12 protein-coding genes and 1 pseudogene are annotated in these 15,168 nt (G+C 62.1%); 9 read left to right on the forward strand and 4 right to left on the reverse strand.

Annotated features, from left to right (window positions below; translation table 11 throughout):
* Positions 1–90: 90 nt before the first annotated feature.
* The 6 genes and pseudogenes from I6F12_RS08535 to I6F12_RS08555 all read left to right on the forward strand — a co-directional run bounded on the left by I6F12_RS08535 (position 91) and on the right by I6F12_RS08555 (position 7,633).
* Entirely contained in the window at positions 91–834 is a 744-nt protein-coding gene (locus tag I6F12_RS08535) for a hypothetical protein (RefSeq protein ID WP_225155965.1), read from the forward strand.
* A gap of 305 nt (positions 835–1,139) precedes the next feature.
* On the forward strand, positions 1,140–3,884 hold the full coding sequence (locus I6F12_RS08540) for a winged helix-turn-helix domain-containing protein (protein WP_225125637.1): 2,745 nt from the start codon (positions 1,140–1,142) through the stop codon (positions 3,882–3,884).
* Between the two features lie 173 nt (positions 3,885–4,057).
* Positions 4,058–5,365, forward strand: a complete 1,308-nt coding sequence (locus I6F12_RS08545) for an epoxide hydrolase family protein (RefSeq protein WP_225155966.1) — start codon at positions 4,058–4,060, stop codon at positions 5,363–5,365.
* A 111-nt stretch (positions 5,366–5,476) separates the two neighbouring features.
* Positions 5,477–6,145: pseudogene (locus tag I6F12_RS37135) on the forward strand (type 1 glutamine amidotransferase domain-containing protein); the annotation flags it as partial.
* Complete coding sequence (locus I6F12_RS37140; RefSeq protein ID WP_050995869.1) at positions 6,131–6,979, forward strand: enoyl-CoA hydratase/isomerase family protein; 849 nt, start codon at positions 6,131–6,133, stop codon at positions 6,977–6,979. The pseudogene I6F12_RS37135 and the gene I6F12_RS37140, both read left to right, overlap by 15 nt.
* Before the next feature lie 75 nt (positions 6,980–7,054).
* Complete coding sequence (locus tag I6F12_RS08555; protein ID WP_225155967.1) at positions 7,055–7,633, forward strand: cupin domain-containing protein; 579 nt, start codon at positions 7,055–7,057, stop codon at positions 7,631–7,633.
* 158 nt (positions 7,634–7,791) lie between these two features.
* On the opposite strand, the gene I6F12_RS08560 is transcribed toward I6F12_RS08555, so the two are convergent.
* Positions 7,792–8,544, reverse strand: a complete 753-nt coding sequence (locus I6F12_RS08560) for a hypothetical protein (RefSeq protein ID WP_050995868.1) — start codon at positions 8,542–8,544, stop codon at positions 7,792–7,794.
* 433 nt (positions 8,545–8,977) lie between these two features.
* Between I6F12_RS08560 and I6F12_RS08565 the strand changes: the two genes are divergently transcribed.
* Entirely contained in the window at positions 8,978–10,381 is a 1,404-nt protein-coding gene (locus I6F12_RS08565; protein WP_225141693.1) for a DUF305 domain-containing protein, read from the forward strand.
* Positions 10,382–10,560: 179 nt separating this feature from the next.
* On the opposite strand, the gene I6F12_RS08570 is transcribed toward I6F12_RS08565, so the two are convergent.
* A complete protein-coding gene (locus tag I6F12_RS08570; RefSeq protein WP_036000436.1) occupies positions 10,561–11,295 on the reverse strand; it encodes a DUF3750 domain-containing protein in 735 nt (244 codons plus the stop codon).
* A 163-nt stretch (positions 11,296–11,458) separates the two neighbouring features.
* Between I6F12_RS08570 and I6F12_RS08575 the strand changes: the two genes are divergently transcribed.
* The gene (locus I6F12_RS08575; protein ID WP_036022803.1) at positions 11,459–11,713 is read left to right on the forward strand and encodes a hypothetical protein; all 255 of its coding nucleotides are present in this window, start codon (positions 11,459–11,461) and stop codon (positions 11,711–11,713) included.
* Between the two features lie 575 nt (positions 11,714–12,288).
* Here I6F12_RS08575 and I6F12_RS08580 read toward each other — a convergent pair.
* Positions 12,289–13,536 (reverse strand): glycosyltransferase, encoded by a 1,248-nt coding sequence (locus I6F12_RS08580; protein WP_225155968.1) that lies wholly within the window; start codon positions 13,534–13,536, stop codon positions 12,289–12,291.
* 266 nt (positions 13,537–13,802) lie between these two features.
* Positions 13,803–14,570 (reverse strand): class I SAM-dependent methyltransferase, encoded by a 768-nt coding sequence (locus tag I6F12_RS08585; protein ID WP_225155969.1) that lies wholly within the window; start codon positions 14,568–14,570, stop codon positions 13,803–13,805.
* Between the two features lie 87 nt (positions 14,571–14,657).
* Here I6F12_RS08585 and I6F12_RS08590 point away from each other — a divergent pair, with 87 nt between their 5' ends.
* Positions 14,658–15,116, forward strand: a complete 459-nt coding sequence (locus tag I6F12_RS08590) for an Rrf2 family transcriptional regulator (RefSeq protein WP_036000430.1) — start codon at positions 14,658–14,660, stop codon at positions 15,114–15,116.
* Positions 15,117–15,168 lie beyond the last annotated feature (52 nt).

The following is a 15,168-nucleotide window of genomic DNA, read 5'->3' on the forward strand; positions in this document are numbered from 1 at the left end:
GCGGCCATTAACATCGCTTTACATCTATGAACTCGCGCCGCGCGCGTAGGCGGCGGCACCATGGCCAGGTTGAAACGGGGAGAATTAGACATGATTCCGCTCCTGGCCGAAGCGATCGAAGCTCATGGTGGCGAAAGCCGCTGGCGGGCGCACGGCCGTCTCAGCGCATCGTTCGTCATCACGGGCGAACTCTGGGACCTGAAATGCGTGCACCAGAGTGGCCTTCCAAGGACGGTGCATGTCGATCTGCACCGGCAATGGGCGTCTGTCGACGATATCGGCAAACCTGGACAACGGAGTGACTTCACCCCCGACCGCGTCGCGATCCTGTCCGGCGGCAGCAGGACAATCGCCGAGCGCAGGAACCCGCGCGCATCGTTCGATGGCCACGACATGCGTACCGCCTGGGATCTACTGCACCGGGCCTATTTCGGCGGCTACGCGCTCTGGACTTGCCTGACCGTGCCATTCCTGCTCACGATGCGCGGCTTCACGCTGCGCGAGATCGAACCATGGCGCGAAGGCGCGGAAATCTGGCGCGGATTGCGGGCCGTGTTTCCGGAGAGGCTAGCCAGCCACAGCCTCGAGCAGGACTTCTATTTCGGACCCGACATGCTGATCAGGCGCCACGACTATCACGTGCAGATCGCCGGCAATTTTCCTGCCGCCCAATACTTCTCCGAGCCGGTCGTGATCGACGGCATCACGATTCCGACCAGGCAGCGCGCCTATCTGCGCGACCGTGATTTGAAGCCGATCCTGGAAGATCTGATGGTCGGCATAGATCTATCTGTGGTTCGTTTCAGCCCGGCCGAGTCGAATGCCGGATCGTGACCCTATATTGGGCGCATCTCCCATGACCTAACTGTGTATTGATTTGAAGCTCCGCCCGCGACATGCTTCCTCATTGGCCTCGACCGCAGTACTGCTAATTTTCCCGGAATAGTTGTGAAATGCGCGAAATAAACGGCAACGAAGCAACGCGCGCGCCGCGGATTGCATCGCGACGATTGTCGAAGTAGCGGGCGATGCCTTCCAGCCTCCCAGCAAAGCACAGAGGCGCACAGCCATCTCGCGCGAGCGAGCCTGATTCCCTGGGCGTAAGATTCGGCCGGTTTTGTCTTTACGAAAAATCCCGATTGCTCGAAAAAGATCAGGGTCCCGTCAAGATCGGTAGCCGCGCGCTCGACATTCTGTGCCTGCTGGTTGGTCGTGCGGGAGACATTATTCACAAGGACGAGTTGCTGGCGCACGCCTGGCCGAACCTGACGGTGGACGAGGCCAGTCTCCGCGTCCACATCGCAGAGATCCGAAGGGTGCTCGGCGACGGCAAGGACGGTGCGCGCTTCATCACCAACGTACCCAATCGGGGATACTGCTTCGTTGCGACCATCGAACAGCGCCAGCCGGCGCAGGATGCCCCGAAGCCGGCGGCAATGGTCTCGGGCGAACCGTCGTTTCCGCTGCTGCTGACCCGCACGATCGGACGGGAAGATGTGGTTCAGCGCCTCTCGGAGCGATTACTCGCCGAGCAGTTCATTACGCTGCGGGGACCTGGCGGCATCGGGAAGACGACGGTTGCGCTTGCGGTTGCCCACGCATTGTCGGGCCGCGCGCAGGAAGTGCGCTTCGTCGATCTTGGGCCCCTGAAGGAAGGCGAGCTTGTTCCAAGCACCGTCGCTTCGGCGCTCAATCTGGTCGTGCAAACCGCGGACCCGACCTCAAGTATCGTGCAATTCCTGGGCGGCCGGCGCGTCGTGCTCATTCTCGACAGCTGCGAGCACGTCATCGAACATGCCGCACGGCTCGCCGAAGCCATCTATCTGCAGGCGCCTGGCACCAGCATTCTTGCCACCAGCCGAGAATCCTTGCTGGTTCAGGGAGAGCAGATCGTCGAGTTGCCGCCGCTCGCAACCCCCCCCGCGGACCAGGCGCTCACATCGGAGGAGATGCTGGCCTATCCGGCGGTCCGGCTCTTTACGGAACGAGCGACGGCGGCTGGATACAGCGTGGAGATGAGTCCCGACAATATGCGGCTCCTCGCCGGCATCTGCGAGAAACTCGACGGCATCGCGCTCGCCATCGAGCTCGCGGCCGTTCGCCTCGGCGCGCACGGCCTGCGCGAGATCGATGCGCTGCTGGACGGTCGGCTGAAACTGGAATGGCGGGGGCGTCGTACGGCACCGCCGCGCCACCAGACGCTGAGCGCAATGCTGGACTGGAGCTACAATCTCATCACCGACGCCGAACGGCTGGCGCTTCGGCGGCTTGCCGTGTTCGCCGGGGCGTTCACCCTGGAAGCTGCAATAGCGGTTGCCGGAGCTGAGCCCGACGACGAGCAGGTCATCGACATGATCGGGCAACTCGTCGCCAAGTCCCTGCTGTCAGCCAGGCCAATCAAATCGTCGATGCGGTATCGGTTGCTTGACACCACCCGGACCTACGCGCTGAAAAGGCTCAGCGAAAGCGGCGAGGCCAATACCATCGCGCGACGGCACGCGGAATACGTGATGAGCGCGCTGGTCCGTAGCGGGTCGAACGGAAATGCCCTAGGCCTGCCGGCGCGCTCCGAACTGCTCGGCGACGTGCGTGCCGCGCTGTCATGGGCCTATTCGGATGAAGGTGCGGCAGAATTGCGCGTTCCCTTGAGCGGCGCTAGTGCTCCGCTGCTCGTCGAACTGAACCTGCTCAACGAGTGCAGCCGGGTGGCGCAACGCGCCCTCGGAGCGCTCGACGACACCAACCGCGGCGGAATCTGGGAAATCGAACTGCAATCGGCGCTCGGTCACGCAGCCATGTTCACAGAGCGCAACAGCGAGCAGGCCGAGGCCGCGCTGCTACGAGGGCTCTCCGTCGCAAGGAAATTGTCGGATCGACCCAACCAATTCCGGCTGCTGTCGCGCCTCAACATGTTCTACCGGCGAACCGGCGAATGCGACCGCCTGGTACCGTCCGCGGAGGCAGCCGAGGAAGTGGCACGCGAGATCGGCGATCCCGCAGGACTTGCCGGAGCAAGCGTCCTGCTCGGCGTTTCCCATCATTTGGCCGGCAATCAGATCCTTGCGCAGCATCACCTCGAAAAGGCCATGCAAAACGACATCGCGCTGCGCGTTGCCGGTCCCAGCCACTTCGCCTTTGCGCGCACGCCACGCATTCCGCTGGCGCGAACATTGTGGTTGCGGGGATTTCCTGATCAAGCGGTGGAACTCGCCCGTGCGGTCACCAATGATGCCGCGCCAAAAGACGTTGTGATGTACAGCATCGCGCTGTGCTGGGCTGCATCAGTATTTGGCTGGGTCGGCGATTGGGCGAGCGTGGAAAAATTGACCGCGCGCCTGAGCGAACACGCCTTGATGCACGGCTTCGTTCCGTATCAGGCCGTGGCCGACGGATTCCGTGGTCAGGTGATGGTAGCCCGCGGCGACGTGAAGGACGGCGTCGATCTTCTCCACGACGTGCTGCCCCGCCTGCACGCCGACCGCTACGAACTCTACGCATCCGGGTTCAGCGCCGACCTAGCGCAAGGGCTAGGCCGGCTAGGGCGGGTTGAGGAAGCGCTTGAAGCGCTCGACAACTCGATGTCCCGTACATCCGCCGGCGGTGAGATTTTTGATATGCCGGAGTTGCTCCGGCTTCGCGGCAAGCTGAAGGCCCAGGGCGGCGACGAAGACGGCGCGAGGCAGAGCCTCAAATCATCCATTGAACTCGCCGAGACGCAAGGCGCGTTGTCCTGGCGGCTGCGCTCCGAGATTACGCTGGTCGTGCTTTCCGGCAAACAGGGCAAGAAATCCGCGCTGACGGCTTTAGCCCAGACGTTGGCTCGCTTCAGTGAGGGGCTTGAGACAGCCGATTTGCAGTCGGCTCGCGGCCTGCTCCAGTCCTGATCATTCTCGGTGGGCGACGCTTCGCGTTATCGCGAGGCAAGCAAGCGGCCCAGCGGAGCATAACGCGCTTTTACATCACCTAACGAGCAATCTCCCAGGTTCTGCGCAAGTGTGGCGGCGTCACGAACCGCCTGGCCGGCCATATCGACGGCCCGCAAACCAAGGAGATTAAAATGATCGCGCAGTCCACTTCCGAAACGATCGACCAGGATCGCCGCCAACTGCTGGGTACCGCCGCCATGGGCATCGTCGCCGCGGGAGCCGTCAGCCTTCTGCCGTTGCAGCCCGCCTCGGGCAAGACCGCTGGCGAAATCCGCCCCTTCCACGTCCATGTTCCCGAGGCCACTTTGATCGACCTTCGTCACCGCCTCGGCGCGACGCGGTGGCCGGAGAAGGAGACCGTGACTGACGACAGTCAGGGCGTGCAGCTCGCGACCGTCAAGAAGCTGGTCCAGTACTGGCAGACGGACTACGACTGGCGCAAGGTGGAAGCACGGCTCAATGCACTGCCGCAATTCATCACCGAGATTGACGGGATTGACATCCACTTCATTCACGTTCGGTCCCGGCACGACAATGCGCTGCCGCTGATCGTAACGCATGGCTGGCCCGGCTCGATCATCGAACAGCTGAAGATCGTTGATCGCCTGGTTAATCCCCTTGCCCACGGGGCGGCAGCGTCGGATGCTTTTGACGTGGTGATCCCGTCGATCCCCGGCTACGGGTTTTCCGGCAAGCCCGAGACCACCGGCTGGGATCCGCAGCGCATCGCGCGCGCCTGGATCGTGTTGATGAAGCGGCTCGGCTACATGCGGTTCGTCGCGCAAGGCGGCGACTGGGGCAACGCCATCACCGAACAGATGGCGCTTCTCGGCGCACCCGAACTTGTTGGCATCCACACCAACATGCCTGCAACTGTTCCTGACGACGTTGCGGCTTCGCTCCAGGCCGGTGGGAAGCAGCCGTCAGGTCTCGAAGAGCAGAACGCGTGGAACCAGCTCGACTTCTTCTACAAACACGGCCTCGGCTACGCTATCGAAATGGCCAACCGGCCGCAGACGCTGTACGGCATCACGGATTCGCCGGTCGGCCTCGCAGCATGGATCCTCGACCACGATACACGCAGCCATCAGCTTATTGCCCGAGTCTTCGGCGGCGAGACCGCCGGGCTCACGCGGGACGACATCCTCGACAACATAACGCTGTACTGGGTGACGAACACGGCAATGTCATCGGCGCGACTTTATTGGGAGAACAAGCTTCAGTTCTTCCAGCCGAAGAATGTCACTATTCCGGTCGCAGTGAGCGTGTTCCCGGACGAGATCTACGCCGCCCCACGGAGTTGGACGGAACGTGCCTATCCCAAGCTGATCCATTTCAACCGGCTTGATCGCGGCGGACACTTCGCCGCCTGGGAGCAGCCCGAGCTGTTCAGCGCGGAGATGCGCGCCTCGTTCCGCTCTTTGCGTCAATCGTCCTGAAAAATGGAGGCGCGCGAGGATATTGCGCGCCCCCATCAGCACCTGACGCCCCTTGCCACTCAAACCAAACACGGCGTGTTCACCTGATGGCGCCGACAATGGGAGTTTCCAATGAGAATCCTGATGGTCATGACTTCGCACGATCAACTCGGTAACACCGGCCGCAAGACCGGTTTCTGGCTCGAGGAATTTGCGGCGCCCTACTTCACCTTCCTTGATGCCGGCGCGGACATCACCGTAGCTTCGCCCCGGGGCGGTCAGCCGCCGCTCGATCCCGTCAGCGATACGCCGGAAGGTCAGACCGACCTGACCAGGCGATTCAAGCAGGATCCCGGAGCGCAGGCGGTTCTTGCCAATACGCGCAAGCTGTCGCAGATGAAGCCCGCAGACTTTGATGCGGTATTCTATCCGGGTGGTCACGGCCCTATGTGGGACCTCGCCGAGGATCCGGATTCCGTCGCGCTGATCGAAGCCTTCTACAACGCCGGCAAGCCGGTGGCGGCCGTCTGCCATGCGCCGGGCGTGCTCCGGCACGTCACATACAACGGCGAGCCGATCGTGAAGGGCAAGCGCGTGGCCGGATTCACCAACAGTGAGGAAGAAGCGGTTGGGTTGACGAAGGTCGTGCCGTTCCTTGTCGAAGACGAATTGAGGCGGCTGGGCGGGCTATTTGAAAAGGCGCCGGACTGGCAGAGCTTTGTCGTCACCGACGGAAGGCTCGTCACCGGCCAGAATCCAGCCTCGTCAAAGGCCGGCGCCGAGGCGCTGCTCAAGCTCCTGAAGCCTGCAGCCACCCGCGGCATCAGGCTGCAACGCCGCACGCCATCTTATTGGCGCGTCACCTTCGACCTTCCGCCGCTGAATATCTTTGGGCCCGAGAACATTCCGCAGCTCAACGAAATCATCACGGCGATCGAGACCGACCCGCAGGTCAAGGTGGTCGTGTTCGACAGCGCAGTCGAGGGCTTCTTCCTGACGCACTACAATTTCTTCGCCCCGCTGGAGGAGTCGACGAAGATTCCGCCGGGGGCCACCGGACTGCAGGCGCTACCTGACCTGCTGGTCCGTCTGAGTCGCGCGCCGGTCGCGTCAATCGCCATGGTCCGTGGCCGCGCCACCGGCGTTGGCAGCGAACTGGCGCTGGCGAGCGACATGCGCTTTGCGAGCCGCGAAAATGCGATCCTGTCGCAATGGGAAGTCGGCGCTGGCCTCGTGCCGGGCGGCGGCCCAATGGCGCGGCTCCCGCGCTTGATCGGCCGGGGTCGTGCCCTTGAGGTGCTGCTAGGCGCCGATGACATCAGCGGGGATCTTGCGGAACGCTACGGTTACGTCAATCGATCGCTGACGGACGCAGAACTCGACGGCTTCGTTGACGCCCTGGCCAGACGAATCGCCTCCTTCGACAAGCAAGCGATCGCCGAGACAAAGCGGCTGGTCAACGTCGCGAGCCTGCCGTCGGATGCGGACATCGCGCCCGAATGGGACGCTTTCCTCGCGTCGGTCCAGCGTCCGGCCAGCCAGAGCCGAATCAAGATCCTGCTCGATCGTGGCTTCCATCGGCCGGGCGATGTTGAGAACCGGCTCGGATATCACGTCGGCCGGCTGAACAACTAACCATCCGGAGAATCCGCGACAAGGGGCTGCCCCGAGGCGGCCCCCTCTCAGGTCTTCGCTAGCAGAGGAGAGGTTATGATCCTCGAGCATCAATTGGATGAGGATACATTCCGAGCGATTCTGCCGGAAGAAATTACGTGGGAGCCGTTCCCGGCGTTTCCAGCGGGCGCACGTCTAGCTGTTATGGTTGGTCACCCCGCCGAACCGGGGCCGTACCTAATTTGGGTTAAAGTACCGCGCGGAACGAAGCTTATGCCGCACAAGCATCCGGAGGACCGGATCTACACGGTCATATCCGGGGTCTTCTATATCGGCCTTGGAGAAGCCTTCGATGACGACAAGCTCAAGGCCTATCCACCTGGGAGCGTCATTGTCCTCCCGGGCGAGACCTGGCATTTCCACTGGGCGAAATCAGGTGAGTACGTCACGCAGGTCTCGGCGCTCGGTCCGCTCGGCCTCGAGTATCACGACTCGCGAGATGATCCGCGCGGCAGTGCGGGGGCCGCAATCGGAAGCGAGAGGAGCAATGGTCGTCTCTGCGACCACAGCAACTCCGCTTCGGGTGAATTCGCCTATCACATCGATAAGCAGTTCCATCATACTGCAGTCATCGATCCGCGACGACTGTTCGTCAGCAGGGAACGGATTGAATGAGCGGGTTGTCGCATGACCGCAACGGGTCACAAGCTGCGGTCCGACCGCTCTGCTCGTCCGGTCCGGTTTCTCTCCGAGAGCAGGCTTCGCGGCGGTCATGGGCAGTTCGGCTGAGGGCCAATTGACCTGACATTCGATGCAAAAGCGCGTCGGTCCGCTCACGGCGGCGGAAAGGCTCCTGCTATTGGCCCGACGACGTCGCGGCCAGCTGCCGGTCGATGGGATCGAACGAAAATGAAACGAGATGCTACGGGTATATCCGCTTCGGAGCGACCATCCTGGCCGATGAGTATCAATCCGGCGCCGCCATTTGCCACATTCAGAATGATCGGCTCGCCGCTCCATGTCTTGATCGGGTCCATTCCGATGATGAGAAATTCGCCGATAGGCTGGTCGAAATATTGAAGACGCAATTGCGGGCCGACTTCGGCCGCAGCGAGTTCGAGGCCGAACTGCTGGGCGCGTGCGTAAACGTTAGCCAAAGTCACGGTATCGGACGTGAATCCAAGCTGCGCAGGCGATAGATCGAGAAGCTCCACATATGTCTTCCGAGAGCTAACGGTGAACGTCGACCTAGCAAGGATTTCAGCGGCTTGACCACCGACATTGCAGCCCTTGCTGTCGAGTTCGTTGCGCAAGGCAAGAGAGTCGGCGAAGGTACCTATTGTGATCGTTTTCCATGTCGCAACGTCGCGCGCGGACTTAATAGGCTGTTGCGACGCCGGAGCCGAGCGCGTCTTGAGCTTCAGCTTGTTTTGCAACACGTCGCGCGCCGCGCATTGAGCGGACGCGGCGCTCGCAAAGGAAATGACGCAGGCCGCCGAGAGTATGGAAGCCAAAAGGTAGAGGAAAGGTCGGCTTGCTTGGTTATGACCTGCCGCGCGCCGGGCTCGGCTTGTGAAAATACACATGGCAAATGACTTTTCTGAAAACGTTTGGACCGAAAAAGCCCAATTCCGGCAGCGGACGCTGCGCCGACGCGATGCCCTTCTCTTATCCGGCTTCTTCCAACCGTACTCCGTTTAACTAAGACAGCATGTGAACCAGCTCACAGCCTCCTTCGACGCGTGCTTACGCGCTTACATCACCGGCGCCGAACTTGTGATCAACGGCGGCTACCTGCCGCAATAGCCCGCTGCCACGGCGGTACGCGCGCTCAGCATTGTACGGCATACAGCGCGCGTCCGCCGTGATGCAGCTCGATTGAAGAAAGAGTAGGGAGCACGCTTGGCAACGTCTAAACTATCACAAGAGCCATCGCCCTGACATCATGCTCTGGCGTTCTCGTCTCCTACCGCCCGCCTCAATCACGCTTTAGTCACCTCACCACCTGAGGAGCAGAAATTGAACCATCCCGCGCCGCCTCGCTCCTCTGGTTGCCTGCTGGCCCTGATCATCCTCGCATCGGTGGCGGCCCCGGTGCCGGCGCACGCACATGTCAAATGGTTTGCGCCCTATATTGTCGGAGCGCCACCACAGTCGATCGGGGCCACGTTGACCAATGTATGGTTCTGGACCGGCATTGCGCTCGTGCTGGCATTCTTCCTCGCGTCACGAGCCATCGAGAAGTCGAGCGCCGGCGAGACGATCCTGCTGGCTATGGATCGCATCACCGACCCTCTCTGGATGCGCCTCGACGACTTCGTGCGCGTCGTCATCGCCGCCTTCTTCGTGGCGATCTTCGCCGTCGGCGGCGTCTACCTGACGCCAGATCTCAAAACGCCGGCCGAATGGGTGTCCTGGACCCAGCTCCTGATCGCCGGGTTGATCTTCTCTCGCAAGACGCAGCCACTTGCGGCTCTCGGGATCATCGCCTTGTGGCTACTCGCGCTGCGCGACTATGATGTCTTCCATTTGCTGGACTACCTGGCGCTTGGAGTCGGTGTCGCCGCCTATCTGGTGTTGGAGGCTTCATCCAATCCGGAATGGCGCAACCATCGCTTCGAGGCGCTGCGCTGGGGCGTCGCCATCGCACTGATGTGGTCGAGCCTCGAAAAGTTTGCCTATCCGGACTGGTTCTACCCGCTCGTGCAGGAAAAGCCCTTCTTGACCTTCGGCATGCCGCGCGACGTATTTATTCCGATGGCAGGCGTCGCCGAATTCACGATGGGATTCGGCTTGATCTGGACGCCGCTTGTCCGCCGGCTGTCGGCCATCGCTCTTTTCATCATCTTCAACGCAGCCGTCTATCCGTTCGGGCGAACCGACCTGATCGGACACGCGCTCATCATGGCGGTCGTCGTTGCCATTGCTGCCGATCATAGTCGTGAGGTGCATTTCCTGCCCGCACTCAAGCGAAGGCTTGCCGGCGTCCCGGCCGGACTTGCGGCGGCGCTAGTCATTTTCACAACGGGTTACTGGGGACTGCACATTGCGATTTATGGCCTCGAAGGAGACATCGGAACGCTGGCTGGAGAGCGGCTGACCCATACGCCGAACCCCGAACATCCGCATGGCATGCACGGCGCTGCGGCGATAGGGTTGACGGCTCCGGATGCCTACCGCGCCGCCATGGACCGCATGCACGGTCCGATGATGCGAGGCATCACCAATGCTGATCCCGATACAGCCTTTGTGCTCGGCATGATCCCTCACCATCAAGGCGCAGTCGACATGGCCGAGATCGTCCTCAAGTTCGGCAAGGATTCTCGAAACCAGCACTTTGCTCGCGAGATCATCGACACCCAAAGGCGGGAGATCGGCGAGATGCGGACATGGCTCAGTCAGAAGAACATTCCGCAACCGTGAGGAAGGGCGATGAGCGCGACAGGCTCCGTCGTCCTGATTGGTCCCGCTTGAGCGCAACAGATGCTCGGCAGGAACAAACATCACGTCAGTAAGCAGCCAGCTCTTCTATCGATCCAAGCTCTTACGAAAGCACTGAGCAGTCCACAAACGGTGCGGCCAACCAAGCAGTTCGCTCTCCATCACGACAGGCCGGGGGTTACCCCAAGCCGACCGAGGCCAGGTAGCTTGAGCGCCGGGCGTCGGATGTCGATGCCGAGAACGGCGCCGAAGAAATTGATCTCCAGACCTTCGACCCAGCCGAGCGAGAAGCCGATGTATCCGGCAAGCGAGGCGTAGATGCCCGTGCCGGACGCCGTTACGCCGAACCATTTGCCGGTGTACGGGAAGTCCTTGCCGATCGCGGTCGGCGGCAGGACGGCCCGGAGCTCAGGGACGGAATCGAGTGCGGCCTGCACGAAGGTGTTCGAATTGGGCCCAGGCCAGACGCTGTAATCTCCATAGGATCGAAACCTGTAGTTTTCGACCACATGCCTGATCTTCGGGATCAGCGCCTCCGCACGCTCGCCATCGACGGCCACGACGATTTCAGGCACAGCGCCGAACCATCGCCCGTCCGGAGCGAAGCCGTTGGTGCGGATCGGCTCGCCCCAGGCCGTGTAGTCGTACCTTGTGTAGGTCGGCGCATCTTTCTCTTTGACGACGATCCAGGTGTGAATCGCGAAGATGCCGCGCCATCTCACCGTTCTTGCTCCGAACACCCGGATGACGGCCTCACGGTGGTCGGTCGCGGAGGTCAATAGACCCGCGCTGGAGCGGTCGGCCGTTTGCCAGTTCTGGCGGCCATCATCCAGCCAAAAATATCTCGCCGCCGATGCGGCAAGCGGTGCGAAGACGAGGAACAGAAAGATGAGCAACGGCTTTTTCAAGGGAGTGGTACGGCGGGGATCTTCGGCAAACATATAGTTCGCATCGATGTCGACGCCATAGCCGCCGCCCCCGGTCGCCGAACGAGCCTGTCACCTCGGTCGGACGGGCACAAGATCGATCGAGTTGTTCCGCAACGGATGGAGCACACGCATGGACATGAAGGAAGCCGCGGCAATGACCGAAGCCTCCGGGCTGACGGACGATCAGGGCGGCATGGAGCGGACTTCAGGCCCGCGGCCGGGTTCCGGAGAGCAAGGAGGAGCTTTTGCTCCGCAGGCCCGCACGCCGTCGCCAGAGCCGGCGAAGCGATGGGCCGACCAGTTGCGCGAGGTGACGGTGAGGGCGCCGTTACGGTCCTTGCTCGTCGCTTTCCTGGCCGGAGCATGGATCGCTCGCCGCCGCTAGGAACTGTGACAAGAAGCAAGCGGTTTCAGGCGCTGGCATAGGAAAGGGTGGACGATGAGACTTCTGGTTTTGGCCGCGACTGTCCTTCTGGGCACCATCTCGTTTTCCATGGCGCAAAGCTCAGGAGGCGGTTCGGGAGGTGCTTCCTCCGCTGGAGGGGCGGGCGCAACCGGTTCGGGCGGCGCTGGTGGCTCGACGCTCTCGAACGGGACGACGCTGAGCGGAACCGGCGGTTCGCCGGGGCCCAACACGCTCAATGCAAAAGGCCAGGGAACGACGGGCCAGAGACTCGGCGTGACCCCGTCCGGTCAGGAGGGTGGCGGATCTCGACCGTCTTACAACACGCCAGCCGCAAACGCCGCCGTCCAGCAGCTTGGAAACACCAACACGGGCATCCTTAAGAAGTAGCGGTGATCAAGGCGGCGTGTCCACTCGCTGTGGCGGCGGCGCTTTGACGTTCGCCCTGCAGTGGACCAGGAGCAGGCACCTGCAGGTCCAGATCGTTGAGCGGCCGCAAGGGCTGCTCACTTGCATTGCAACTCGAGCCTTTTGAATCGGCCTGTGCAATTTCGGGCCTAATTGAGAAGGTGTTGGCTTCGCAGGAAGCCAATCGCGCTTGCGACGCCGTCTTCGACGCGGATCGCTTCGCCAAGGCGGTTCGCTCGCTGCTGAATCAACGGATTTCCGGTGGCCTCTGCGATCGCGGCGGCCAGCCAATCGGCTGAAAGGTCCCTCACTCCTCTTGATCTTGGTCCGACACCCAGATCATCGATGCGCCTTCCCCAGAACGGCTGGTCGCCAAAGAAGGGACAAATGATACTCGGCTTGCCAGCTCGAAGCGCAGCCCCCGTAGTGCCGGCCCCGCCGTGATGGACGCAGGCCGACATCAGCGGGAACAACTGCGCATGCGGTGCGCCTTGGATGAAATGGACGTGACTGGCTCCGAGATCGCCTCGAAGAGCACCGCCGCCGACCGCTAGAACGCCGCGTTTCCCAGCCTTGGCCAATGCCTCCAGTACGAGTTTCGTCAGGGACGTCGGGTCGACACCTGGCATGCTGCCAAAGCCCACATAAACAGGCCGCTCATCGCCCTCTACGAAGCGCTGGAGTTGCGGGTCAGGCTGCCAAACGTCGTCGCCTCCCAGGAACCAGTACCCAGTCACCGCGACAGTATTCGGCCAGTCCGGCGGAACGGGCACGACATGCGGACTATAGGCGTAGAGCGTCGCGCGAGGCCGCAGCTTCTTCTCCGGCGTGTTTGCGAGGTGGAGTTCGGTGGCCCGCCATTCCCCGATCATCCCGCGAAAGAGGGCGTAGGCGCTGTGAGCCATCGCGCTGTGCGTGAGTCTGTTGAGGGGGCCAAGCGAGCGGAACGGCACGAGCGGGCTCGCGAACGCTGCTGTCGGTGTGAAGCCAGGCAGGGGAGAAGCCAGAACGGCAGGGCAGGATAACTTTTCTGCGATATGCGCCGCGGCGATGGCCTTCGGGTGATAGATGATCAGTTCTGGACGAAATCGTCGGGCGGCTTGCCATTCGGCGCTGAGCTGTTGGCGGCCGATCGGCCTGAACTGCTTCAGCATCCTGAAGCCAGCCATAAACCCCGCACCGCCCGCCATTGCCGCCTTGGCTTCCGGGGTTTCCAGGAGGGCGAGATATTCACTCGGAAGATGCGCGAAAGCGATGCCGCGGCTCACGACGAACGATTCGAACTGCGAGGGCGCGGCGATCAGCACTTCGTGTCCGGCCTGCTTCAGACCGAGCGCCAAGGCGAGATAGGGTTGCACGTCGCCGCGGGTGCCTAGTGTATGGATTGCGACTCGCATGCTTCTGACCATTGAGAAATGGATTGGGACGACAACCGCTGCTCAGACAAGCCGCTTCTGATGAAGCTTTGATCTCCCGGTAGGATCAAACTTGCTGGCGGCTCGATAGTTGTTTGTCCCTCCCCAGTTCACTGACCACACCCCACCCATGTGTCGCAATCGGGCGCGAGTTTCTGCTCACTGGTCAGACGCTCGGGTTTCGGGAGATCGAGAGATCGGCCGATAGTGTGACGGCCCGCCAGGCTTTATTGTTTGAGCCTCATCGTTCAGCGACGCCAATGAGTGCGGTCGAGCTTATCGGCAGCACCGGACGACCATCGGCTCTGGCCCGCACCTCGGCAATCACCGCCGCCTTTTCGATCCAGGCTGGTCCAGTCGGGCGACATGCCAAAGAGCGTGTCAGGCGCGTCGAGCGCCGCGACGTCGAGCAGAAAATCATGAGTCACCGTGTCGATCCGGGGATTGCGATAGCCGGCAGCGACGAGGGCGCGGGCGAAATCGTCCGGATCGCTCAGGGCCTGAACGGCTTCAGGCATTGCCATGCCCGGCCGATCAGGGAACAGCTTTTGCCGCACTTCGCCCAACAGGAGGAAGGTCGCCGCGCCCCGATCCTGCCAGGTCGCAACCACGCCATGCCCGCCGGGGCGCGTCACCCGTCGCATCTCGGCCAAACCCTTGCGCCAATCGGGGAACATGATGACACCGAAGATCGAAAAGACGGCATCGAAATGCGCGTCGGGCAGGTCCAGCGCCTGTCCGTCCATGACCCGCGCCTTCACATTGGGCAGACCAGCAGCTGCGATGCATCCGACCATGCCGGGCGAGAAGTCGGTCGCCAGGACTCGTGCGCCGGTGCGAGCGGCTGCGAGGGCGAGCGCGCCGGTGCCGGCTGCCACATCGAGAACATGACTCTGAGGCGTCAGGGTTACGCGCGCCAGCGCCGCCTCCGCAAACAGGGCGGTGAAGGGGTGCGCGGTCTCTCGATAATGCCTGGCTGCGCTGTCCCAGTGGTCTGGATCCTCGAACTGTTGCACGTCGGATACCTCACGAGTCATGTAACTTCATATGTATCATGACTGCGTGCCCTTGCCAATGATGGGATGCGTGCGAAAGATCAGCCGATGCGAAACGACAGCCGCCTTTCTCGAATGCTGCATGTGCTGCTCCACATGGCGCGACATGACGGCCCCATGACCTCGGAGGCGATCGGCACGATGCTGGGGACCAATCCGGTCGTCGTTCGCCGCACATTGGCGGGGCTGCGCGATGCGGGCTATGTCCGGTCGGACAAAGGGCATGGCGGCGGGTGGGTCATCGCGTGCGACCTCGAGCGCGTGTCACTTCTCGATGTCTATCGTGCGGTTGGTGGTCCCCGGCTATTTGCGATCGGGAACGAGCATTCCAATCCAGACTGTGCGATCGAGCAACTCGTCAACGCAGCGGTGGACGATGTCCTTCGCGATGCCGAAGCATTGCTGGTCGAACGGTTGGGCGCGGTGAGCCTCGCAGACTTGAGCAAAGGTCTCGACGCGCGCTGCGCAGGCGATCCCAGGTGGCAGCTCGAACGGGTTGGCCGCTAAAGCTCTCTTCTTGTCGTAATTCCGGCTGCTCCGGCCAATGCCGAGAAGTGAA

It is taken from the genome of Bradyrhizobium sp. IC4059 (assembly GCF_020193615.1).
GTDB lineage: Bacteria > Pseudomonadota > Alphaproteobacteria > Rhizobiales > Xanthobacteraceae > Bradyrhizobium > Bradyrhizobium yuanmingense.